The organism is Pontibacter sp. FD36, from assembly GCF_015686655.1.
Taxonomy (GTDB): Bacteria; Bacteroidota; Bacteroidia; order Cytophagales; family Hymenobacteraceae; genus Pontibacter.
This window is the reverse complement of record NZ_JADPMP010000004.1, coordinates 258,784-279,609: the sequence shown is the minus strand read 5'-3', so window position 1 is coordinate 279,609 and position 20,826 is coordinate 258,784. Positions and strand designations below refer to the sequence as shown.

The 20,826-nt window shown below is 49.5% G+C and carries 22 protein-coding genes; 11 read left to right on the top strand and 11 right to left on the bottom strand.

Annotation, left to right across the window (positions count from 1 at the left end; genetic code table 11):
- Positions 1-18: 18 nt before the first annotated feature.
- From I0P70_RS07540 to I0P70_RS07530, 3 genes are read right to left on the bottom strand one after another with little or no spacing between them, the layout of a single operon-like run.
- Entirely contained in the window at positions 19-525 is a 507-nt protein-coding gene (locus I0P70_RS07540; RefSeq protein ID WP_196116160.1) for a dihydrofolate reductase, read from the bottom strand.
- Complete coding sequence (gene fmt / locus I0P70_RS07535) at positions 522-1,457, bottom strand: methionyl-tRNA formyltransferase (RefSeq protein WP_196116157.1); 936 nt, start codon at positions 1,455-1,457, stop codon at positions 522-524. Before fmt ends, I0P70_RS07540 begins: the two co-directional genes overlap by 4 nt.
- A gap of 4 nt (positions 1,458-1,461) precedes the next feature.
- A complete protein-coding gene (locus I0P70_RS07530) occupies positions 1,462-2,691 on the bottom strand; it encodes an exo-beta-N-acetylmuramidase NamZ domain-containing protein (protein ID WP_196116155.1) in 1,230 nt (409 codons plus the stop codon).
- A gap of 111 nt (positions 2,692-2,802) precedes the next feature.
- Between I0P70_RS07530 and I0P70_RS21590 the strand changes: the two genes are divergently transcribed.
- Positions 2,803-4,017, top strand: coding sequence for an FtsX-like permease family protein (locus tag I0P70_RS21590; protein WP_196116153.1), 1,215 nt, complete (start codon positions 2,803-2,805; stop codon positions 4,015-4,017).
- Positions 4,018-4,128: 111 nt separating this feature from the next.
- On the opposite strand, the gene I0P70_RS07520 is transcribed toward I0P70_RS21590, so the two are convergent.
- The 3 genes from I0P70_RS07520 to I0P70_RS07510 all read right to left on the bottom strand — a co-directional run bounded on the left by I0P70_RS07520 (position 4,129) and on the right by I0P70_RS07510 (position 6,383).
- The gene (locus I0P70_RS07520) at positions 4,129-4,989 is read right to left on the bottom strand and encodes a mechanosensitive ion channel family protein (RefSeq protein WP_196116151.1); all 861 of its coding nucleotides are present in this window, start codon (positions 4,987-4,989) and stop codon (positions 4,129-4,131) included.
- Between the two features lie 91 nt (positions 4,990-5,080).
- Positions 5,081-5,782 carry a peptidoglycan DD-metalloendopeptidase family protein gene (locus I0P70_RS07515; protein ID WP_196116149.1) on the bottom strand — a complete coding sequence of 234 codons (702 nt, stop codon included), beginning with the start codon at positions 5,780-5,782 and terminating at the stop codon, positions 5,081-5,083.
- Positions 5,783-5,828: 46 nt separating this feature from the next.
- A complete protein-coding gene (locus I0P70_RS07510; protein ID WP_040573668.1) occupies positions 5,829-6,383 on the bottom strand; it encodes an HNH endonuclease in 555 nt (184 codons plus the stop codon).
- A 258-nt stretch (positions 6,384-6,641) separates the two neighbouring features.
- Here I0P70_RS07510 and I0P70_RS07505 point away from each other — a divergent pair, with 258 nt between their 5' ends.
- From I0P70_RS07505 to I0P70_RS07495, 3 genes are all read left to right on the top strand, one after another.
- Positions 6,642-7,727, top strand: a complete 1,086-nt coding sequence (locus I0P70_RS07505; protein ID WP_196116147.1) for a ferredoxin--NADP reductase — start codon at positions 6,642-6,644, stop codon at positions 7,725-7,727.
- Between the two features lie 116 nt (positions 7,728-7,843).
- The gene (locus I0P70_RS07500; protein WP_196116145.1) at positions 7,844-9,574 is read left to right on the top strand and encodes a M3 family oligoendopeptidase; all 1,731 of its coding nucleotides are present in this window, start codon (positions 7,844-7,846) and stop codon (positions 9,572-9,574) included.
- A gap of 187 nt (positions 9,575-9,761) precedes the next feature.
- A complete protein-coding gene (locus I0P70_RS07495) occupies positions 9,762-10,886 on the top strand; it encodes a copper resistance protein NlpE N-terminal domain-containing protein (RefSeq protein WP_196116142.1) in 1,125 nt (374 codons plus the stop codon).
- 206 nt (positions 10,887-11,092) lie between these two features.
- Here the strand turns inward: I0P70_RS07495 and paaD are convergent, their stop codons facing one another.
- The 5 genes from paaD to I0P70_RS07470 form a co-directional block, all read right to left on the bottom strand.
- Entirely contained in the window at positions 11,093-11,578 is a 486-nt protein-coding gene (gene paaD / locus I0P70_RS07490) for a 1,2-phenylacetyl-CoA epoxidase subunit PaaD (protein WP_196116140.1), read from the bottom strand.
- 7 nt (positions 11,579-11,585) lie between these two features.
- Positions 11,586-12,341, bottom strand: a complete 756-nt coding sequence (gene paaC / locus I0P70_RS07485) for a 1,2-phenylacetyl-CoA epoxidase subunit PaaC (protein ID WP_196116138.1) — start codon at positions 12,339-12,341, stop codon at positions 11,586-11,588.
- Complete coding sequence (locus I0P70_RS07480) at positions 12,341-12,973, bottom strand: phenylacetic acid degradation b (RefSeq protein ID WP_196116128.1); 633 nt, start codon at positions 12,971-12,973, stop codon at positions 12,341-12,343. Before I0P70_RS07480 ends, paaC begins: the two co-directional genes overlap by 1 nt.
- 26 nt (positions 12,974-12,999) lie before the next feature.
- Positions 13,000-13,986, bottom strand: coding sequence for a 1,2-phenylacetyl-CoA epoxidase subunit PaaA (gene paaA, locus I0P70_RS07475; RefSeq protein WP_083674181.1), 987 nt, complete (start codon positions 13,984-13,986; stop codon positions 13,000-13,002).
- 79 nt (positions 13,987-14,065) lie between these two features.
- Complete coding sequence (locus I0P70_RS07470; RefSeq protein WP_196116125.1) at positions 14,066-14,638, bottom strand: TetR/AcrR family transcriptional regulator; 573 nt, start codon at positions 14,636-14,638, stop codon at positions 14,066-14,068.
- A gap of 312 nt (positions 14,639-14,950) precedes the next feature.
- Here I0P70_RS07470 and I0P70_RS07465 point away from each other — a divergent pair, with 312 nt between their 5' ends.
- The 7 genes from I0P70_RS07465 to I0P70_RS07435 all read left to right on the top strand — a co-directional run bounded on the left by I0P70_RS07465 (position 14,951) and on the right by I0P70_RS07435 (position 20,824).
- Positions 14,951-15,760 (top strand): enoyl-CoA hydratase/isomerase family protein, encoded by an 810-nt coding sequence (locus tag I0P70_RS07465; RefSeq protein ID WP_196116123.1) that lies wholly within the window; start codon positions 14,951-14,953, stop codon positions 15,758-15,760.
- Between the two features lie 44 nt (positions 15,761-15,804).
- On the top strand, positions 15,805-16,314 hold the full coding sequence (locus I0P70_RS07460) for a sterol desaturase family protein (RefSeq protein ID WP_196116120.1): 510 nt from the start codon (positions 15,805-15,807) through the stop codon (positions 16,312-16,314).
- Complete coding sequence (locus tag I0P70_RS07455; protein ID WP_196116109.1) at positions 16,287-17,174, top strand: MerR family transcriptional regulator; 888 nt, start codon at positions 16,287-16,289, stop codon at positions 17,172-17,174. Before I0P70_RS07460 ends, I0P70_RS07455 begins: the two co-directional genes overlap by 28 nt.
- 211 nt (positions 17,175-17,385) lie before the next feature.
- Positions 17,386-17,895, top strand: coding sequence for an RNA polymerase sigma factor (locus tag I0P70_RS07450; protein ID WP_196116107.1), 510 nt, complete (start codon positions 17,386-17,388; stop codon positions 17,893-17,895).
- 36 nt (positions 17,896-17,931) lie between these two features.
- Entirely contained in the window at positions 17,932-19,434 is a 1,503-nt protein-coding gene (locus I0P70_RS07445; RefSeq protein WP_196116105.1) for an NAD(P)/FAD-dependent oxidoreductase, read from the top strand.
- Positions 19,435-19,450: 16 nt separating this feature from the next.
- Positions 19,451-20,284, top strand: a complete 834-nt coding sequence (locus I0P70_RS07440) for a phytoene/squalene synthase family protein (RefSeq protein ID WP_196116103.1) — start codon at positions 19,451-19,453, stop codon at positions 20,282-20,284.
- A 3-nt stretch (positions 20,285-20,287) separates the two neighbouring features.
- Positions 20,288-20,824 (top strand): hypothetical protein, encoded by a 537-nt coding sequence (locus I0P70_RS07435; protein WP_196116101.1) that lies wholly within the window; start codon positions 20,288-20,290, stop codon positions 20,822-20,824.
- Positions 20,825-20,826 lie beyond the last annotated feature (2 nt).

Sequence of the window (20,826 nt, the reverse complement as noted above, 5' to 3'; positions counted from 1 at the left end):
GCGGCTATACCTGTGCGGCTATACCTGTGCGGCTATACCTGTGCGGCGTAGCTCTTTAAAGGTATAGGCATACTTGTTCTTCTCATCAGGCTCGTGACTCTCCGCACTAACTTCCTGCCACTCCTCTTTCTTCAAGTCAGGAAAAAAAGTGTCCCCATTAAAGGTATGGTGCACCTCAGTCAGGTAGATCGTATCCACGTAGGGCAAGGCTTGCTTATAGATTTCAGCACCGCCAACTATGCTCACTTGTTCGCTGTCCAGCTCTTTGCCTTTAGTAAGAGCTTCCTCTACCGAGTTCACTACGATACAGCCTTCTGCCTGATAGTCTTCCTGACGCGTTACAATGATGGTTGTGCGGCCGGGGAGGGGCTTGCCGATGGATTCAAAGGTCTTGCGGCCCATGATCATAGGATGGCCCATGGTTTTTTGCTTAAAATGGCGTAGGTCGGCGGGGAGGTGCCAGATCAGTTGGTTGTCCTTACCGATAACGTTATTTTCGGCTATGGCGACGACAATGGCAATCATGCTTGCTCTGTTTTAAAGTTATAGCCCCGCAACAAATCCTGCACCGGCATGCGCTTCTTACCCTCCATCTGTAGGTCCAAAATAGTCAGAGCACCATCGGCGGTTTGCACATGCAGGTATGTTTTGTTATCAGTCATAATTTGCCCAGGCGCATCCGTATAAGCGGAGTTTTCCAGTACTTCTGTTTTGAAAATTTTGAATGTCTTGCCATCTAAGCGAGTCCACGCTGCAGGATAAGGGGAGAGGCCACGGATGAAGTTGCGCACCTGATGGGCAGGTTGATTCCAATTGATCTCGCAGGTCTCTTTGAAGATTTTCGGAGCGTGCTTCGTTTCGTCAGTTGTTTGCTGAGGCTGGGGCTTCACTTCGCCGTGTTCGATGGCTTGCACGGTGCGCACGGCTAGTTCAGCGCCCTTGTACTTCAGCTTTTCGTACATGCTGCCGAAATCGTCTTCTTCCAGAATCGGCATTCGGTCCTGAAAAATCAGGTCGCCGGTGTCGATTTCATGCTTCAGGAAGAAAGAAGTCACGCCCGTTTCTTTCTCGCCGTTAATGATGGCCCAGTTGATAGGCGCGGCACCGCGGTACTGCGGTAGCAGGGAGCCATGTATATTGAATGAGCCCAGCTCCGGCATAGCCCACACCACTTCGGGTAGCATTCGGAAGGCCACGATAATTTGAAGATTGGCTCGGTAGCTGCGCAGTTCTTCCAGAAAAGCCTCCGACTTCAAGTTGGTCGGCTGAAGGACAGGTATACCTTGCGACATAGCATACTCCTTCACAGGCGATTGCTGTATCTTCTGGCCGCGACCCGCTGGTTTGTCAGGAGCAGTAACTACGGCTACCACACTATACTGGTGTTCAACGAGTGCTTGCAGGGTAGGCACCGCAAAATCGGGCGTACCCATGAAGACAATGCGTAATTCAGGCATGGTTCTATTCAAAATCAGGGTATAGCAAATAGTTTTTGCGGAGCACCTTGTAGTCTGACAGTTCTGGTTCCCAGCTCGCTCTTATCTCTGTTTCGGTTTTGCCTGCAATTACCTGTTTGCGCAGCTCAGAGGTGCCTGTCAGTTTCTCAAAGAAGTTGTTGAAGAACTTCTCCTTGTTCGATGAGTTGTTGTACATCTCCAAAAGGTACTTCAACGTGAACGGCTGTGCATGCGATACGTCAGTCAAATCCATACCGTAGCACTTCACGCCTTTGTGCGGTGGATCAGTGGCGCCTGGGGTACTCACAGGGGTAAACGAGTAATCTTTCTTCTGGTAGAAAGGTGACCCTATCACCTGAAACGGAGTAGGCGTGCCACGGCCCACGCTCACGTTCGTGCCTTCGAAGAAACAGATGGAAGGATATAGCGCGATGGACTGGGCATTCGGCAGATTCGGGGAAGGACGCACCGGCAGGTCATATGCCATTGTGTGGTCGTAGTTCTCCATCTTGATCACAGTCAGGTCACAGCTTCTTTCGCCCTCCAACCATTTCTCGCCGTTAATCATTTCGGCCAGCTCGCCCACCGTGAGGCCGTGCACAATTGGAATCGGGTGCATGCCCACAAAGGATTTGTGCTCCATCTCCAAAACAGGCCCATCTACGTAATGGCCGTTCGGGTTCGGGCGGTCCAGTACGAGCATCTTTTTGCCGTTTTCGGCGCAGGCCTCCATGGCATAATGCATGGTGCTGATGTAGGTATAAAAGCGCGTGCCCACGTCCTGAATATCGAATACCAGCACATCAAGGTTCTGCATTTGAGCTTTCGATGGCTTCTTGTTGCTTCCGTAAAGCGAGATAATCGGCAGACCCGTTTTGGTGTCTTTTGCGTCTTTGATGTGCGCACCTGCATCAGCCTCCCCACGGAAACCGTGCTCTGGCGCAAAAATGGTGGTCACTTCCACGCCGCGGCTAATCAGCGTGTCTACGAGATGGGTGTTGCCCACCATAGAGGTTTGGTTCACGACCATACCTACTCTTTTGCCTTCGAGGTGTTTCAGGTAGCGGTCGAGTTGTTCGGCACCCAAGGCTAATGGTTTTCTGGCTGGAACTTGAGAGGGTTCTTCAGTGGCCGGGGCGTTTTGCTCAGCGGCGGTGGCAGGTGCCTGTTTGGGTGTGCAGCTATTGAAGCTGAGCAACAGGGCACTGCAAAGTATAGCAAGTGGTTGTATCATCAGTGTTCTTTTTTCAGGGCCGTGTTTGGAGATTCGCTCGCAAAAACGAAACTTTAACAGGCTCTAAGTCAAAATTCATACCTATCTTTAAGGCAGTTTAGACGCAAGCGAGTGAACGTATCCAAATTCATATCTGATAAGATTTCCGAAGTACAGGCTGGTTCTTTCACCACGTCTGTGACAAAAATAGCAATTATAAGCATAGCTGCAGGCATTGCCATCATGATTGTGTCATTTGCGATTTTGGAAGGCTTCCGTGACGAGATCAGAAATAAGATTTTCAGCTTCGGGGCGCATCTGCAAATCAGCAAGTACGACACGAACAATTCCTTTGAAGGTGCTCCGATCAGCACGGCCACAGGTATAAACAGCACCGAAGAAATAGCGGGTATACAGCACATTCAGGGTTTCGCCCGCAAAACGGCTATCATCAAAACCGAAGACGAGGTGTTGGGCGTTGTGATGAAAGGCGTGGGCGAAGACTATGACTTGAGTGCTATGCAGGCTAACCTGGACGAAGGAGGTGTAGTTTCTTTCTCAGACACTGCCTCCTCCAAGGACGTCATGCTCAGTCGGAAAATTGCCAACAAACTCCGCCTGAAAGTGGGGAACGAGGCGATTTTCTATTTCATTCAAAACCCGCCCCGAGCCCGAAAACTCAAAGTAGCGGGGGTATTCAATACAGGACTGGAAGAGTTTGACGAGGTGTTTGTCATTGGTGACTTGCAACTGATTCGCGAGCTTAATAACTGGCCCGATACTTTGGTGGGGGGCGTAGAGATTCTGCTCAAAGATTTTGAACAGATTGACCTGGTAGCCGACCAGGTGTTCGACCAGATGAACTATGACTTACAGCTCGAAAAAATTACCGACCGGCACGCCCAGCTGTTCGACTGGCTACAACTCTTGCGCAAAAACGTGGTCATTTTTCTGGTGCTGATTATTTTCGTGGCAACGTTCAATATGGTGTCCACGGTGTTCATCATGATCATCGAGCGCATCAGCATGATTGGTGTGCTCAAAGCCATCGGCGCCACTGACGCTCAGATACGGCAAATCTTCTATTTCCGAGGCCTCAGCCTGACGCTCAAAGGTATGCTCTGGGGTAATGTCATTGGATTGGGCTTCTGCGTTATCCAATACTATTTCCAGGTCATTCCGCTTGACCCCGAAAATTACTACATGGACACTGTCCCTATTAGCTGGAACTTTGCCATCATTATCGCCCTCAACGTTATCACCCTCGTAATGACCATGCTTGCCATCCTGATCCCTGCTGCTATGGTTGCGCGCATTAAGCCGGTAAGGGCGATCAAATTTGATTAAAAGAAATGCTTATTAAATATTTAGTCTAGCAAAAAGCAGCTTAGTATATATAACAAAAACGGCAGCCCATCTCAGAGCTGCCGTTTCCATTTTCAAAAACCTATACCTAAACTATACCTGCGGCACAGCCTTCGGAGCCTGCCCATTGTTTGAGCTGCCTCCCACCATCTCTCTACGAGGTACTGGCATTTGGATACCTTGCTCTTCAAACGCTGACTTGGCCCGTTCGTTCATGTCCCAGAAGAAGGCCCAAAAATTCTCTTTGTTTACCCACGTACGCACGCTTAATGTCAGGGAATGCTCGGCAAAATCGGTTACGACAATAACGGGCGCTGGGTCGGGTAGTACGCGTTCATCTGCTGAAATCAGGTCCTGCAGAATCTGGCGCACTTTACCGATATCGTTGTTCACCGAGACGGCAAACTTGAGCTCCACGCGGCGGGTCTTCTCAATGGTAAAGTTCACGACCACACTGTTTGCCAAAGGACCATTGGGTATGAAAATCGTTTTGTTGTCAGGCGTCTTCAATACTGTGTTGAAAATATTGATCATGTCCACGGTGCCTCCCTGTCCCTGCGCTTCAATGTAGTCGCCTACACGGAAAGGCTTGATGGTAAGAATCAGCACACCGCCCGCAAAGTTAGAAAGGCTACCCTGCAAAGCCAGACCGATGGCCAGGCCTGCTGAGCCAAGTATGGCGATAAACGAAGTCATCTCGACACCCAGTTGCGCAATCACCAGAATGATCAAGAGTACGCGCATGACTACGGCAAGCACACTCTTCAGGAACGGACGCAGCGATACGTCCACATCTTTCTTCACCATCAGGTTAAATACCATTCGATTAAGCCAATTGATAACCCAAAGGCCGATTAAAAGGGTAATGATGGCAGCCACCAGACGCATGCCATAAAGCATGACAAAATTGGTGATGTTGGCGCTGTAAGCTTCAAAATTAAAAAGGTCAAACATGCGGAGAGATTTGTGTTAAAAAGTAAAACTCTGGCACCTATAAGAAGGTGCCAGAGTTCAAATTTGGTTAATTTCCGGGGCAAAGCCAAAACTAAGCCAGATGGCGGCAGTTCAGAATCAGGTTGGGGTCAGGACAAAGGCCTTCATACACAGCTCTTTCCGAGAGCCGTGCCACACCCGGATAATCTCCTTGCTTTCCGTCCATGGAGCACATCACCTGAAAGTGCAGGTGCGGAGGCCAGTCACCGTTCTCAGGGTATGGCCCCACTTCGGCAATCTTGTCGCCTTTGCGGACTTCTTGTCCTACCGTCAATCCCGCTAAACAAGACACATTGAGGTGGCCATACAAGGTATAGAATGTCACGCCCTCGAGTTCGTGCTCCAGAATGATAGTCGGGCCGTAGTCGCCGAAGTTAGCATTGTCGGCGAAGCTGTGCACCCTGCCATCAAGCGGGGCAAACACGGCGGTACCGGCGGGTAGCCAAACATCTATACCTAAGTGCAGGTCGCGACTCTCTTCAGCCACATCAAAGTGCTGACTGCGGCGGTAGATAAAGCGGTTTTCCATGTAGCCGCCCACGCCGATGGTGGCTTTCTGTTCCTGCAGCATCTGGTTCACGGCTTCGTTAAAAGCCCCAGTGTTGCGCAGGTCAGTTTGCTCCAACAGTTTGTTGGTCGCCGTAAAATCAAGACGGCACACGTGTTCGCCGTTCAGGTCCGCATCGAGTACGGGCCCAAAAGCAACAGTGTGCCGTCTTAGAATGTCGCTAAGTTTCTTTTCGGTATTCAGCATGAGTAAACATGACGGTGGGTATACCGTCATGCAAGTATAAGAAGAATTATGCTACTTCTTCTACATACTTGGAGAGTGTCTTCAGGCTTTTGGTCTTGCCAAAAAGCTCTTCTGACTTTTTGCTGTAAGCCTGCGCAGCTTCCTGCAGCGTGTCGAAGGTGCCGAGGTTGATGCGTTGCTTGTTATGGTGAATGATGGCGCGGTATTTCTGTGCCTCTTTGTGCACACCGCGTACACCCAACTTGTTCTCCGTTTTGGATGTGTTACGCACGATCTTGCAAAGCGGAGCCCACTCCAGGTTTTCGAGGCGGCAGTCGAGTTTGTTGCCGTTCTTGAAGTGCACATAAAGCTTGATATTGCTTTCCGGCTTCTCGATCAGCTGTTCGCCGATCATTTTGTGCAGGTAAATGGTTTCGTTGCGGTACTTGCCATTTTTCAACGGCCAGTTCTTCTGAAAGAAGGCATAACCATTGGAGTGAATACGCAGGTGCTTCAGAAACTCAATCTGCTGCAGGTAGGCATTGTTTTGAATATACTCGTAAGTGCGGTCATCCACCATTACGGTTTTTTCACAGTTTTTGAGAGTTAGTTTGTAGAGCATTGGTGTTTTCAGTAATTGTATGGTAAAGAACGGAATGTGGGGGTTAGTTATTTCCCGGCCACGGCACTTGTATGTACTATGTTACAAATGTGCAGCTTTTTTTTCATTCACCGTTCATTCTGTTAATGATTTGGTTATAATACGTGATTCGTGAAATCGGTTTTAAAAATTCGCCTAAATTTTCACGCAACAGCCCAGATTGTCGTAACTTTCAGTTTGAAACCATGTTTCCCCCTAAAAGACTATTAATAAAACGATATGAGTAGCCCCTATTTCACGCTGAAGGTCGTGGAGATAACCCGCGAAACCTCAGATGCGATTACGATACACTTAGAACATCCCGATAAAAAACCGATTCCATTCAAGGCAGGGCAATTCCTGACACTTATCATTCCGATAGACGGAAAGAAAGTCCGCCGTTCATACTCACTGTGCTGCGCTCCGAATGAGGGCAGTCGCCTGTCAGTTACTGTTAAACGTGTAGAAGGCGGTCTGGTTTCCAATTATTTGCTTGATAATCTGGAAGTTGGGCAAGAAATCGAGGTAATGGAGCCGCTTGGTAATTTTAACCTGGTGCCAGAGGCAGATAAGAGCCGCCATATTATCCTGTTCGGGGCAGGCAGCGGTATTACCCCGCTGATGTCTATGCTCAGAGCAACCCTGCGCGAGGAGCCGAACACGAAGGTGACTTTGCTGTACGGTAACCGCGATGAAGACTCCGTGATTTTCAAGCAGCAGCTGCAGGAACTCCAGGCCGCACACCCTGAGCGCCTGCACGTGGAGTATATCTACAGTCAGCCAAAACATGCCTGCGACTACCGCGGCCGCATGAACCAAAGTGTGATACTCAAAATACTGGAGCGCCGGCAACTGGCTAAGTCAGCTGACGCCCTCTACTATATGTGCGGACCTGAGGGGATGATGGAAGAGGTGCGCAAGGCCTTAAACGTGCTGCACGTACCTTCTGATCGCATTTTCCGGGAGAGCTTTGTGAGTAACAAACTGGTAGAGCAACACGAGCAGGAGCACCACGGCGACGTATCCTCTTCAGATGACGACGGTGAGATAACCACCCAGACCGTAACCATCATTTATGAAGGCGCCGAGTACAGCGTGACTGTGGAGCCAGACCAGACCATTCTGGAAGCGGCGCTTGACCAGGACGTGGATTTGCCATACTCCTGCCAGGCCGGATTGTGCACCGCCTGCCGCGGCAAATGCCTGAGCGGAAAAGTGCATCTGGACGAACGCGAAGGCCTTTCTGACGCTGAGTTGGACGAAGGTTATGTGCTCAATTGCGTAGGCCATCCGCTGACTGCCAATGTGGTCATCGAAATAGGATAATAATACCTGTTATAACTTCAGTAAGGCTGCACTATCTTTAATAAAGATATAGTGCAGCTTTTTTTTGCACTTTCAGGAGAAGTGTATATATTACCTTTTCTTATACAGAACCATCAATGAGTAAAACAGAAGCTATGATACAAGTGCCCGAACGAAAGAAGCGGGTTTACCTGTCCGAAGACTTTAAAATAGATACTTGGGAAACCATACAGCCATATTTTGAAGAACTGAAAAGCCGTGCCATCAACTCGGTGGAGGAGCTGGAAAAGTGGATGAAAGACCGCAGCGAACTCGAGAGCGTGCTCTCCGAAGACCTTGGCTGGCGCTACATCCGCATGACCTGCGACACACAGAACGAGGATATCACGAAAGCCTTTCAGTATTTCGTATCAGAGATAGAACCCCAAATAGCCCCTTACGACCACGAGCTCAACCTCAAGTTGATGCACTCGCCTTATGTGGCCGGTCTCGACAAAGATAAATACCGTATCTACCTGCGTGGTGTGGAGCGTGCCCTGGAGATCTTCCGTGAAGAAAATATTCCGCTGAACACCGAAATCAGTACCAAGCAGCAACAGTATGCCGCCATAACAGGCGCCATGACCGTAACGCTGGACGGGGAGGAGATGACCCTGCAACGAGCCGCAGACCGACTAAAGCGCAACGAGCGTGCAGTGCGTGAAGAAGCGTGGCGTGCCATACAGGAGCGCCGCACACAGGATCGTCAGAAACTCGATGACCTCTTCGACGAGCTGTTGAAACTGCGCACACAGCTGGCCAAAAACGCCGACTTTGACAACTACCGCGATTACATGTTCGCTGCCATGGGCCGCTTCGACTATACCCCACAGGGTTGCTTTGATTTCCACAAGTCCATTGAGGAAACGATCGTGCCCGTGCTGACAGGTATAGACCGTGAGCGCAAAGAAAAACTAGGTATAGCCGATCTGCGTCCATGGGACCTTGACGTAGACCCAAGCGGAAAAGCACCGCTGGAACCGTTTACGTCTGGTGAAGAGCTATTGGAGAAAACAATCCAGGTGTTCTACAACCTCGACACCTACTTGGGTGACTGCCTGGCTACTATGCGCGAGATGGGCCACCTGGATCTGGAGTCAAGAAAAGGCAAAGCACCGGGTGGATACAATTATCCGCTGGACGAGATTGGCGTACCGTTCATATTTATGAATGCCACTTCCAGTTTGCGTGATGTGATCACGATGCTGCACGAGGGTGGCCATGCGGTGCACTCTTTCCTGACGCGCGACCTGACGCTGGGCGCTTTCAAACACCCACCATCAGAAGTAGCCGAACTGGCCTCCATGTCGATGGAATTGATCTCGATGGACTACTGGGATACTTTCTTTACTGACGAAGACGAGTTGCGTCGCGCCAAGCGCACTCATTTGGAGAGCGTGCTCGAGACCTTCCCGTGGGTAGCTACCGTGGACAAATTCCAGCATTGGCTATATGAAAACTCGACCCATACTCAGGAAGAACGTCATCAGGAATGGCTCAACATTTTTGAACGTTTCAATCACCTCGAAGTGAACTGGAGCGGACTGGAGAAGTATAAGCCATTCATCTGGCAGAAGCAGCTGCACATCTACGAAGTGCCGTTCTATTATGTAGAGTATGCTATGGCACAGTTGGGAGCTATTGCTGTTTGGAAAAACTACAAAGAGAATCCTACTGAAGGACTGGCCGCCTACAAGCGTGCCCTTAGCTTAGGCTACACTGTGTCGATTGGCGAGGTATATGAAGCCGCTGGCATTAAGTTCGACTTCAGCACCGAGTACATCAAGAGTCTGGTAGACTTTGTAAAAGGCGAAATGGCCAACATATAAGGTATAGCTATACCTGTACAGAAGCCCCGTCGTTACCAAATCTGGTAGCGACGGGGCTTTTTTCATGTACTCCCGATAAATTTGGTAGTTTCGCAGGTGTAATGCTCCGTAAGCGCTTTTGCGTTTTCACCTATACCTGTGCCGGACTATTCCTCGTAGAAATTTCTATACCTGTTCAAGAAGAATAATGAACACTATTAAACTGTTGCTCCCCATCGGGATTTTCTTGCTGTGCATTGTTGCTGCCTGTTCAACTGCCCCAACTTCCGTCTCGCAGTCGAATGCGGAGATGTCGAACGTTGAGGTCGCGCAGGCAGCCGTGGGTTCCTGGGTAGGAACTATACCTTGTGCCGACTGTCCGGGTATTGACTATACCCTGGATCTCAACCCTGATAGTACCTATCGGGAACGCCTCGTGTACCAAGGCCGGAGCGCAACGCCATTTGTGCAGTCTGGTACTTGGGGTGTAGGCAATGGGAGAGTTCAGCTAAATAAGCAGGGCACTGGTAACAACCAGTTTGCCTTAGAAGGTGAAGCACTGGTTATGCTTGATAACGAAGGCAACCGCATAGAATCACAAATTGCTGATGCCTACCGCCTACGCCGGAAAAACCCGGATGAACCAGAGGACAGTCCTAAACTGTGGCGTGAGAAATACGAACGTGGGATAGAATTTGCCGCCATTGGAAACGAACCGTTTTGGTCCCTGGAAGTTGACTTAGATAAAATGATTGAGTTCAGGGTGCTCGACGAAGAGGATGGCAGTGTGCTGACACCAGTTCCGGTTGCTGAAGAGCCAGAAGCGGGTGAGGGAGTTGTGTACAGGGTACAGACTGTTACAGGCAATCTCGAAATCCGGCTGATCAAGGAAACTTGCGTTAACACGATGTCAGGGCGAGAGCTTCCTTATACCGTAACTGTACTGAAAGATGACATGGAATACAGAGGATGTGGTATGTACCTCCGGGACTCCCGCCTTGATGGCACCTGGCATCTGGCAGAACTGCAGGCGAAAGCCATCAATCCAAAGGATTTCGGGCAGAACCAGCCAACCTTGGATATATCGCTTGCCGAGGGCAGGGTTTCGGGGAGTACGGGATGTAATAGAATAACAGGCACACTTGAGCCGATTGCTGACAGAATCAACTTCGGCCCCATCGCCGCAACTAGAATGGCTTGTCCGGATATGGAGGTAGAGAATCAGATGTTGAAGTTATTGAATGATAGGGAGCTAAGGTATAAGGTGAGTGAAGAGTGGCTGGAACTGATACTAGACGGCAAAGGAGTGATGATGTTTAAGAGAGGTGAGTAGGGTTGATGTAAGTATTCGTGCGTTAAATCCTGAATTAGTTAATATGAATTATGATTGTGAAGCCAGGTCGCGGCCTGATCAATCGCTTAGTCACTGCGAGGAGAATCTCGGCAATCCTTTTGATAGAAGTCTAATTTGAATATTCAAGCAAAATAGAAATGGCCTGTCGTTTTCGATAGGCCATTTCTATTTTCTAAGTAAAATCTTTATAGCGGCTTGAATTGCTCAAACATTTGCCGGCAGTCGTTGCAGTAGTGCATGGAGCGACAGAGGGTCGGGCCGAAAGGTGTGCGCAGATCAGTGTTTTCACTATCGCAGTAAGGACACTTCACATGCTCCAGAATGTCTAAGTCCAGAATTAAATCATACTTAGGAGGCGGTGCCAGGCCAAACTCTTTCAGATGTCGACGGCCTTTTTCTGAAAGCTTATTGCTATCCCAGGGTTGGTCGAAAGACATAATGACGGTGTGATTGGTGATGCCATGCTTCTCCAGTGTACGCTCGACATCCTTCTTCATGTAGTCCATGGCAGGACAACCCGCGAAAGTTGGAGTCATGTTCACCGTCACATGGTCTTCATCAGAAATGTCCACACCCGTGATCACCCCCAGGTCCACCAGCGACAATACCGGTATCTCAGGGTCTTTCACTTCCTCGAGCAGGGTCAATATGTTCTCTTTCGTCAACTCCATTATTATATTACCACTCTGCTGTCGGGTCGATCTTAAACACCTCCGCCATTTCATCCAGTAGTGGCTGTAGATGCTCGGTATGCTCGCCGTAGCGGCCGCCCAGTTTTGGTTCTACTGTGGCAAGGTCCGGTAACTTTAGATCTGTCTTTTCAATAACTGCTTGGATGCGCTTTAACCACTCTGCTTTCACCGCCTCCTCGCCAGCGTATACGCCTGCCTCTATCAGTTCCTGCTCGTACTGCGACGGCTCGAACATACCCAGTGCATAGGGTATAGCTTCGTTTAGGGAAGACTGCAAACGCAGGATAGCTTCTTCAGTAGACGAGCCCAGGTTCTTTATCCAGGTATTGGCATGCAGTACGTGGTACTTCACTTCGCCCTTCAGCTTGGTGGCAACTTTGGCAATCGGCTCATAGCTCGACTGGCTCAGCATTTCAAAGCGGATAATCTCAGCATTGTCGTATAGGAAGTGGCGGATCAAACTGAAATCGTATTCGCCGTTGGGCAGCTCTACCAGTTGGCTATTATGAAACTGGTTGGCGTTGCGGGTAAAGGCAACCGTATCCGGATCAGCTTCACCTAGCTCCTGCAACAAGGTATAGAAAGCAAGGCTATGGCCGATTTTGTCCTGCGCCATCGACGAGAAAGCAATGTCCTCTTCGAGGATCGGGCCGAAGCCAGTCCACTCGGAGTTGCGGTGGCCAAGTATCAGTTGGTCGTCTGCTAGTTTGTATAACAGGTCTTTTATCGCTAGCTCGTTCATTATTGCGCAGTGGTTTTGTGTTCTTCTTTATACTTCGTGATTTTGTCCATCACTTTGTAGTCAATGGCTTCGCGGTACTTCTTCTCAGGTATGGTGGTCCACATGTCCTTGTCTTCTTCCGCTGACTGCAGTACATGTTTCGACTTCACTACCCACACGTTTACAATCGGGCCTTTCTCACCAAACTGGGTGCGTGCTTCCTGAAGCGCCCCCTGATAAGAAGTCGCCATCACACGGCCGGCATGGGTATGGGCTTTGCCGCGCTTCTTCAGATGGAAGATCTCGTAAGCTTCCGCCTCTTCGCTGCGCTCTGCTGGCTCTTCCACGTGCATCATCTCATACACGTTCTCACCATCGCCGGCATAAGGTGTTACCTGAATGTGCTCAGTACGCGCAATCCAGAGTCCCACACAAGCAAAGCGGCGACTATACTGCTCTTTGGCAAACAGGAAAGCCACATCCTCGTTCGGAGCATGTACCGGACCAACATAGGTATGGGCAGCGCCTTCTTTCTTTTGGTGAAAGGCCTCGTATGTTTCAAACTGATCCAACTCCGGTTTCGGCTCAATGGGCTGGGCCTCTTCCGGAAGGTTCAGTCGGGTTACTCTTGGGTCTAGTGATGTCAGGGACATAGTTTTGTTAGTTAAACTTTCATTGGCTATGCCAACGGTTTCACATACTTTGCTTTCGGGTTGAGGAGGGCTCTGCGAACCCATGCGCCGCGCTCTTCAGCGGTGCGGCGTACGGCAAGACGCTCGGCGTTGCAAGGGCCATCGCCATTGATCACGCGCTTAAACTCATCCCAATCTGGCTCGGTGTATTCCCACTGGCCAGTTTCCATGTTCTTCTTCAGGTTAGGATCCGGCACGGTCAGGCCAAGCTCCCAGATCTTCGGCACGTACATGTCGAGGAACTGCTGACGGCACTCGTCGTTAGAGGCCATCTTCACTTTCCAGCGCATCAGTGTTTCGGTGTGTGTACTCATTTTGTCAGACGGACCGAAGAACGTCATGATCGGCGGCCACCAGCGATTCAAGGCAGCCTGAATCATTTCACGCTGCTTCGGAGTGCCGGTTGCCATGTGTACCACGGCGTCGTGTCCGTACTTCAAGTGGAAAGCTTCCTCGGCGCAGATACGCTCCAGCGCACGCGAGTAAGGGCCGTAAGAGCCTTTGGCGTTTGCCATTTGGTTTACGATCGCACCTGCGTCAATCAGCCAAGAGATGATGTTAGAATCAGCCCACGTGAAGGCCGGGTAGTTAAACACGTTCGAGTACTTGCTCTTGCCGTTGATTAGGTCAGTCAGCATCTGCTCACGGGTTTTGCCCAAAGTCTCGGCCGCAGAGTAGAGTAATTGTGCATGGCCTACTTCGTCCTGCACCTTGGCCATCTGAGCCATCTTGCGACGGAAGCCCGGGGCACGGGTAATCCAGGTGCCTTCCGGCAAAGCGCCGATGATCTCAGAGTGCGCATGCTGCTCGATCATGCGAATCAGCTGCTTGCGGTATAGTTGCGGCATCCAGTCGTTTGGCTCGATCTTCTCGCCACGAGCAATGCGTGCTTCAAATTCGGCCAGCTTTGCAGGATCTTCCGTCTGCAGGTCGTCGAATTTGGTAGCTTCGAAAACGTTTCCTCCTCCGTACATAATATTTTCAGTTTTAAGGTTCAGTAAAAGCGCCGGACTGTTAAGGTGGAACAGTCCGGCTAGGGTTAGTATAGGTAAACTAGTTAAGGTTCGTCTTTAAACCGTTCAGCAACATGGCTGATAGGTTTTCGGCAATCTCGGCCGGCTTCATCTTCCCGTCTGGTTTGTACCAGGTATGGATCCAGTTAAGACCAGAAAGAATAGTGAGTACGGCAAACTTCTCGTCCGGCACCTGAAACTCTCCGCTGGCTATACCTTGGCGGATGATCTCGCGGAAATAGTTCTCGTACCGGTCGCGCAGCGCCAGAAACTCCGTATGGTATGGCTCGCTTAAGTGACGCCACTCCTGCAAAAACACGGCAGAGGCTTCTGTGTTGCGGGTCAGCACCTGCACATGAGCCGAAATGGCCCGCTTCAGCTGTTCGGTAGCGCTGGTGGAATCGCCTTTCACAGCCTCGATAGCTCCAAAAAACTCGTCTGCCATCCGGAAGCATACCCGCTGCAGAATCTCTTCTTTCGAACGGATATGGGAGTAAATGCTAGCCGCCTCTATACCCAAGGCATTAGCCAGGTCGCGCATGGACGTGGCCGAAAAACCTCTGGTCTTGAATAAGGCCGTAGCCGTTTGCTCTATCTGTTCTTTCCTGCTCAAAGTATACTCCTTATATAGATAACAACAAATGTAAACAACCTAACGTTCGTTAGCAAATTAATTTTACGGGTTTGCGGCATTTGTGTTGTGTGGCAGTCAGTGACGGTTAGACTAGGATCAGGAAGTTGTTATGTTATGCGATCGATCAACAAATAACCAAGTATAAATGAAATGTAAGAACTAAGAATTTGTGCTCATTTTGTCGCGACATTCACTGAATTTGCTTATCTTTTTCGAGCATTACCGATTAACTCGCGTATTATCTGAAACCGGCACACCGGTATGTAGAATTATAATTTAGAAGACTATATCATGACTGACACGACTCAACCACCTATCACGCAAACCCTGGACTTTGTGCACTACGAAGTGAAGGAGCGTGTTGGATATATCACCCTGGCCCGTTCTGAGAAACGTAATGCGCTGAATGCTGAAATGGTCTCGGAACTCAAACGAGCCTTCACAGCCGCAGAAGACGATGAAACCTGTAAAGTGATCGTGCTACGGGCCGAAGGCAAAGTATTCTGCGCCGGTGCTGACCTGGAGTACCTGCAGCGCCTGCAGCAATACGACTACCACGACAACCTGGCCGATTCCACCCACCTTATGGAGCTCTTTCGCCTGATCTATACCTTAAAGAAGGTAGTAATAGCCCAGGTGCATGGTCATGCCATAGCAGGCGGTTGCGGTCTTGCGGCGATCTGCGACTTCACTTTTGCCGTACCGGAGGCTAAGTTTGGCTACACCGAAGTGAAAATCGGTTTTATACCTGCTATCGTAAAGGTGTTCCTGCTTCGCAAGATAGGAGAGGCCCGCGCCAAGCAGCTGCTGCTCACCGGCGACCTGATCACGGCGGAGGAAGCGCAGCACTTCGGTTTGCTAAACTACGTGGTGCCTGCCAATGAACTGGAGGAGCGTGTGTTTAGCTTCGCTCAGAAACTCTGCAAAGAAAACTCCCGCCAGAGCATGGAGGTGACCAAAGAGATGATCGCCCGGGTGCAGGAGATGTCACTGGAGGACGGCTTACAGTATGCGGCCGAAATGAACGCCGTGGCTCGTGGCAGCGAAGACTGCCAGCGCGGTATAGCGGCCTTTTTGAATAAGGAGGAGCTGACCTGGTAATTTTCTGTTAAAGTTTCAAAACCATTTGTTAAACTTGTTGTTTGATGAGTATGCTGATGGGCCTTGGGATCATGTTGATTACTTTTGTGGCAATGGAAGGTGTGGCCTGGGCCATGCACAGGTATGTGCTGCACGGTTTTCTGTGGTTCCTGCACAAGTCCCATCATACACATCATAAGCACGCTTTTGAGTGGAATGACCTGTTTTTTGCCTATTACGGTACCTTGGCGATGCTGTTCTTTGTGTTCGGCAGCGACCCCATTGACTACCGCTTTTGGATAGGAGCAGGGATTACGCTCTATGGTGTAGCTTATTTCCTGATACACGATGTTTTCATCCACAGGCGCATCAGGCTTTTTGGTAGTACGTCTAATGTTTACCTGAAAGCCTTAAACATGGCGCACAAAGTGCATCATAAGCACAAAGGGCGTGATGGCTCCGAGTCTTACGGCATGCTGTGGGTGGCGCCCAGGTATTTCAGGGATGCATACGCAATCATTCAGAAACAACAACAAGGGGAACAGACGTGGCGCAATACACCATCAAAGAGCTAGAGCACCTTTCGGGCATCAAGGCTCATACCATCCGCATCTGGGAACAGCGCTACAATGTGCTTTGTCCCCAACGTACCGACACCAACATTCGCTACTACAGTGATGCCGACCTGAAGACCCTGCTCAATATTTCACTCCTGAACGAACAAGGGTTTAAAATCTCCAAAATCGCCAAGATGAGCCCTGAGCAGCTAAAGCTGACGGTGCAGCAATTGGCGGAACAGGAGGCATCATCGCTTTCGCATCATATCACCAACATGGTGACGGCCATGATTGACATGGACGAAGAGCAGTTTGACAAATCCTTCTCCACGGTGACTTTGCAGGTAGGTTTTCATCAGGCGATGCTGCAGGTGGTGTATCCTTTTCTGCATAAAATCGGCATTCTGTGGCAGACAAATAACATAACACCTGCGCATGAGCACTTTGTAAGTAACCTGGTGCGTCAGAAGCTGATCGTGGCAATAGACGGACAGGTGGTGAAGCGCAAAGAGGGAGAGCCAACTTACCTGCTATACCTGCCGGAAGGCGAACTGCACGAAATCGCACTGCTCTATATGAATTACCTGATCAGGTCGCATCATCAGCAGGTTCTCTACCTTGGGCAGAATCTGCCTTTCAAGGATCTGCAGCTTACCTATAATCAGCTGAAACCTGATATTATCTGTACAGTCATGACGATCATACCTGAGCGCGATCAGGTGCAGGACTACATAGATAAACTCGCTACTACCTTCCCGGCTACGCAGATATACCTGTATGGCTACCAGGTGCAGCACGATTTCCTGACATTTCCCCAAAACACACACCGCCTCAGTTGCATCGAAGATTTTATTCGCATGTTGACGCAGAAAAGCTAATGAGTTAAACAAAATAATATAGCTGTTATTGTTCAACAAAAAGGGCCAAATCCGAAAGGGTTTGGCCCTTTTTGTTTTCAGAAGTTCAATTTATGATTGATATGAGGTGAGTTTATTGTTTAAGTATTTAAAATAAATATTAAACAAAATTTGACCTTTATTAATTGTAGTCGTATAATTGTTTAGTTATTTTATTAAAAAGTTAAACATCATGACAGCGTTAGAATTTTCCAATCACATTCAGTTGGCAGCTGGTTCGTTGAAGCCGGTAGCCATGAACCTTACCCGCAATGCGGACGACGCGAAAGACTTAGTGCAGGAAACGTTGCTCAAGGCACTCTCGAACCGGGAGAAATTCAACGCTGGCACTAATCTGAAAGCATGGCTTTACACGATCATGCGCAATACGTTTATCAATAACTACAACAAGATCACGAAGCGTAGCAGCAATATCGATAGTACAGAGTACCTGCAGTACCTGAACACTGATGATAGCTTTGTGACGGTTAACAAAGGCACAGCCGCTTTCGTCATGAGCGATATCAAGGCTGCCATTGCCAAGCTTAATGAAGAGCACCGTACGCCTTTTATGATGTATTACATCGGGTTCAAATACCTCGAGATTGCCGAGAAACTAAATATTCCGATCGGCACGGTGAAAAATCGCATCCACATCGCCCGGAAGGAGCTGAAAAGGATGCTGCAGGTTTATGGCGACTAAAAACAACTTAAACCAGTTTTTTTAGTAAATTTCTAAATGATGTCAAAAAAAGTAATCGTGATCGGTGCCGGTTTCTCAGGTCTTTCGGCCGCCACTAGTTTGGCTGACCAAGGCTATGAAGTAACAGTGCTGGAGAAAAACACCACACCGGGAGGCCGTGCCCGTAGCTTCGAGGCCGAAGGCTATACCTTCGACATGGGGCCGAGCTGGTACTGGATGCCCGGCGTGTTTGAGTCGTACTTCAATAAATTTGGCAAATCCGTTTCCGATTACTATGATCTCGTGCGCCTCGACCCGTCTTATACCGTGGTCTTCGGTGAAGATGATTTTGTAGATGTGCCTGCATCACTTGAAGAATTAAAAGCCCTGTTCGAGAGATGGGAGCCTGGAAGTGCCACCCGACTAAACAAATTTCTGGAGCAGGCTGCCTATAAATATGAAGTCGGTATAAACCAACTCGTGTACAAACCGGGTCGTTCGGTGAGTGAGTTCATGAGCCTGCAGCTGCTAATGGATGTGCTCCGCATGGATGTGTTCCAATCCATTCACGCACACATCCGCCGTTTCTTTTCCCACGATAAGATTATCAAACTGATGGAGTTTCCGGTGCTGTTTTTAGGTGCGCTGCCGCAAAACACACCTGCCTTATACAGTCTGATGAACTACGCCGATATCAGCCTCGGAACATGGTACCCGATGGGTGGCATGTACAAGATCATCGAAGGGATGGTGCAGCTGGCAGAGGAGAAAGGTGTGTCTTTCCTGTACAACCAGGATGTGCAGGAAATAGAGGTAGAACAAGGTATAGCCCGTCGCGTCCGCACCGCTTCGGGCACATTTGAGGCAGAAGTGGTGGTGGCCAGTGCCGACTACCACCACGTGGAGCGCCACCTTATAGCCCCGGCCTATCGTAGTTATACAGAGGACTACTGGGACAAGCGGGTGATGGCACCTTCCTGCCTGATTTTCTACCTGGGCATAGGAAAAAGGCTTGGCAACCTGCGGCATCACAACCTGTTCTTTGACGAAGACTTCGGGCCCCATGCCCACGAAATCTATACAGATCCTAAATGGCCGGCCAAGCCACTGTTTTACGTGTCGGCTCCGTCAGTTACGGATGACAGCGTGGCCCCGGATGGCTGCGAGAACTTGTTTGTGCTGATGCCTGTGGCGCCTGACCTCGAAGACACAGAAGAGCTGCGGGAACGCTACTACAACATCATCATGGACCGCCTGGAGCATTTGACCGGGCAGGATGTGCGCGGTGCTGTGGTATACAAGCGTAGTTACGCCCACCGCGATTTTATTTCTGACTACAATGCCTTCAAAGGCAATGCCTATGGCTTAGCCAATACGCTGATGCAGACTGCCCTGCTCAAGCCTAGCCTAAAGAGTAAAAAAGTGAAAAATCTGTACTACACCGGTCAGCTGACGGTACCGGGCCCGGGAGTGCCGCCGTCGCTTATCTCAGGACAGGTGGTGGCAAAAGAAGTGGCGAAGGAATACGCGCTGGCTAAACAAGAAATAATGAGTAAGTAACGCTCCAGATAAAACTATGGATCTATTTAAAGAAACCTGCCTGAACTGCAGCAAACTGATAACGGAGGCGTATAGCACGTCCTTTACGCTCGGTATCAAGACACTGCACCGCAAATTCCATCAGCCTATCTATGCCATTTATGGCTTTGTGCGCTGCGCCGACGAGATTGTGGACACCTTTCATGACTTCGACAAACGCAAACTGCTCAGCGAGTTCCGCAAACAGACTTTTGAGGCCATTGAGCAAGGTATAAGCCTGAACCCGGTATTGCATGCCTTTCAGTGCGTGGTGAATGAGTATAAGATTGACCGGGAGTACATCGAAGCCTTTCTGAACAGCATGGCCATGGACCTCGAAGATCATGTGTACGACCCGGCGCTGTATAAAGAGTACATCTACGGATCGGCTGAAGTGGTGGGGCTGATGTGCCTGAAGGTGTTCTGCGAAGGGGATCAGGAGATGTTTGAGCGGCTGAAGAAACCGGCAAGTAGTCTGGGAGCAGCCTTCCAGAAAGTGAATTTCCTGCGCGACATGCAGAGTGATTTCAAGGACCGTGGGAGGGTATACTTTCCGGCTGTCGATATCCGCACGTTCAACAACGCCAGCAAAGAAGAAATAGAAGCCGACATTGCGCAGGACTTCAAAGATGCTTACGCCGGAATACTCGGTTTGCCGCGTTCTGCCCGTATGGGCGTATACCTTGCCTATGTGTATTACCTCAAGCTTTTCCACAAAATCAGAGGGCTGCCGGCAACCCATATCTTGAATGAGCGCGTAAGAGTACCTGATAACACAAAGTTTGCCTTACTTTTGGGCTCTTATCTCAGGTACCAACTAAACGCCATCTGAATCGTGAAGAATAGCTTACTGATATTACCCTTTTTACTCTTTTTTTACATTACGGCTCTGGCCGATAACACCAAGTCTTACAAGTTGCCTGATTTGCGTGTGCAGTTCCTGGAGGCTAGTCAGAATAGCAAGGCTGGCAGGGAGTTTCACAAGCTGATGAGCGACTATGAGGATAATAACCCTGTGGTGCTGGCTTATAAGGCAGTTTCGGAAGCCATTATGGCAAAACATGTCTGGAATCCTTACATGAAAATGAAGCACCTGCAGCGCTCTTCGGAGATATTTGAGCAGGCCGTTCAACTCGATGCAGTCAATCCGGAAATCAGGTTTCTGCGCTTCACAGTAGAGCATTACGTGCCACGCTATCTGAATATGAGCAGTAACCTGGAAGACGACAAAGCAAAGATTATTGCTGGGCTGGAGCGCCATCCGAAGTCCGGCCTGTCTAATGACATGGCCCGCGATATCCGGGATTTTATGTTGACAAAAGACCACTGCACCGAGCAGGAAAAACGAAAAATAAAAAGCATACCTATATAAGC

What these genes read in the sequence shown, in the direction of transcription:
- I0P70_RS07465 (WP_196116123.1), top strand. Translation starts at nt 14,951, where the DNA reads ATGACTGACACGACTCAACCACCTATCACGCAAACCCTGGACTTTGTG.
- I0P70_RS07480 (WP_196116128.1), bottom strand. Translation starts at nt 12,973, where the DNA reads ATGTCCCTGACATCACTAGACCCAAGAGTAACCCGACTGAACCTTCCG.
- paaC (WP_196116138.1), bottom strand. Translation starts at nt 12,341, where the DNA reads ATGAACGAGCTAGCGATAAAAGACCTGTTATACAAACTAGCAGACGAC.
- I0P70_RS07440 (WP_196116103.1), top strand. Translation starts at nt 19,451, where the DNA reads ATGGATCTATTTAAAGAAACCTGCCTGAACTGCAGCAAACTGATAACG.
- I0P70_RS07520 (WP_196116151.1), bottom strand. Translation starts at nt 4,989, where the DNA reads ATGTTTGACCTTTTTAATTTTGAAGCTTACAGCGCCAACATCACCAAT.
- I0P70_RS07530 (WP_196116155.1), bottom strand. Translation starts at nt 2,691, where the DNA reads ATGATACAACCACTTGCTATACTTTGCAGTGCCCTGTTGCTCAGCTTC.
- I0P70_RS07540 (WP_196116160.1), bottom strand. Translation starts at nt 525, where the DNA reads ATGATTGCCATTGTCGTCGCCATAGCCGAAAATAACGTTATCGGTAAG.
- I0P70_RS07515 (WP_196116149.1), bottom strand. Translation starts at nt 5,782, where the DNA reads ATGCTGAATACCGAAAAGAAACTTAGCGACATTCTAAGACGGCACACT.
- I0P70_RS07450 (WP_196116107.1), top strand. Translation starts at nt 17,386, where the DNA reads ATGACAGCGTTAGAATTTTCCAATCACATTCAGTTGGCAGCTGGTTCG.
- I0P70_RS07500 (WP_196116145.1), top strand. Translation starts at nt 7,844, where the DNA reads ATGAGTAAAACAGAAGCTATGATACAAGTGCCCGAACGAAAGAAGCGG.
- I0P70_RS07460 (WP_196116120.1), top strand. Translation starts at nt 15,805, where the DNA reads ATGAGTATGCTGATGGGCCTTGGGATCATGTTGATTACTTTTGTGGCA.
- I0P70_RS07510 (WP_040573668.1), bottom strand. Translation starts at nt 6,383, where the DNA reads ATGCTCTACAAACTAACTCTCAAAAACTGTGAAAAAACCGTAATGGTG.
- paaD (WP_196116140.1), bottom strand. Translation starts at nt 11,578, where the DNA reads ATGGAGTTGACGAAAGAGAACATATTGACCCTGCTCGAGGAAGTGAAA.
- I0P70_RS07495 (WP_196116142.1), top strand. Translation starts at nt 9,762, where the DNA reads ATGAACACTATTAAACTGTTGCTCCCCATCGGGATTTTCTTGCTGTGC.
- I0P70_RS07445 (WP_196116105.1), top strand. Translation starts at nt 17,932, where the DNA reads ATGATGTCAAAAAAAGTAATCGTGATCGGTGCCGGTTTCTCAGGTCTT.
- I0P70_RS07505 (WP_196116147.1), top strand. Translation starts at nt 6,642, where the DNA reads ATGAGTAGCCCCTATTTCACGCTGAAGGTCGTGGAGATAACCCGCGAA.
- paaA (WP_083674181.1), bottom strand. Translation starts at nt 13,986, where the DNA reads ATGTACGGAGGAGGAAACGTTTTCGAAGCTACCAAATTCGACGACCTG.
- fmt (WP_196116157.1), bottom strand. Translation starts at nt 1,457, where the DNA reads ATGCCTGAATTACGCATTGTCTTCATGGGTACGCCCGATTTTGCGGTG.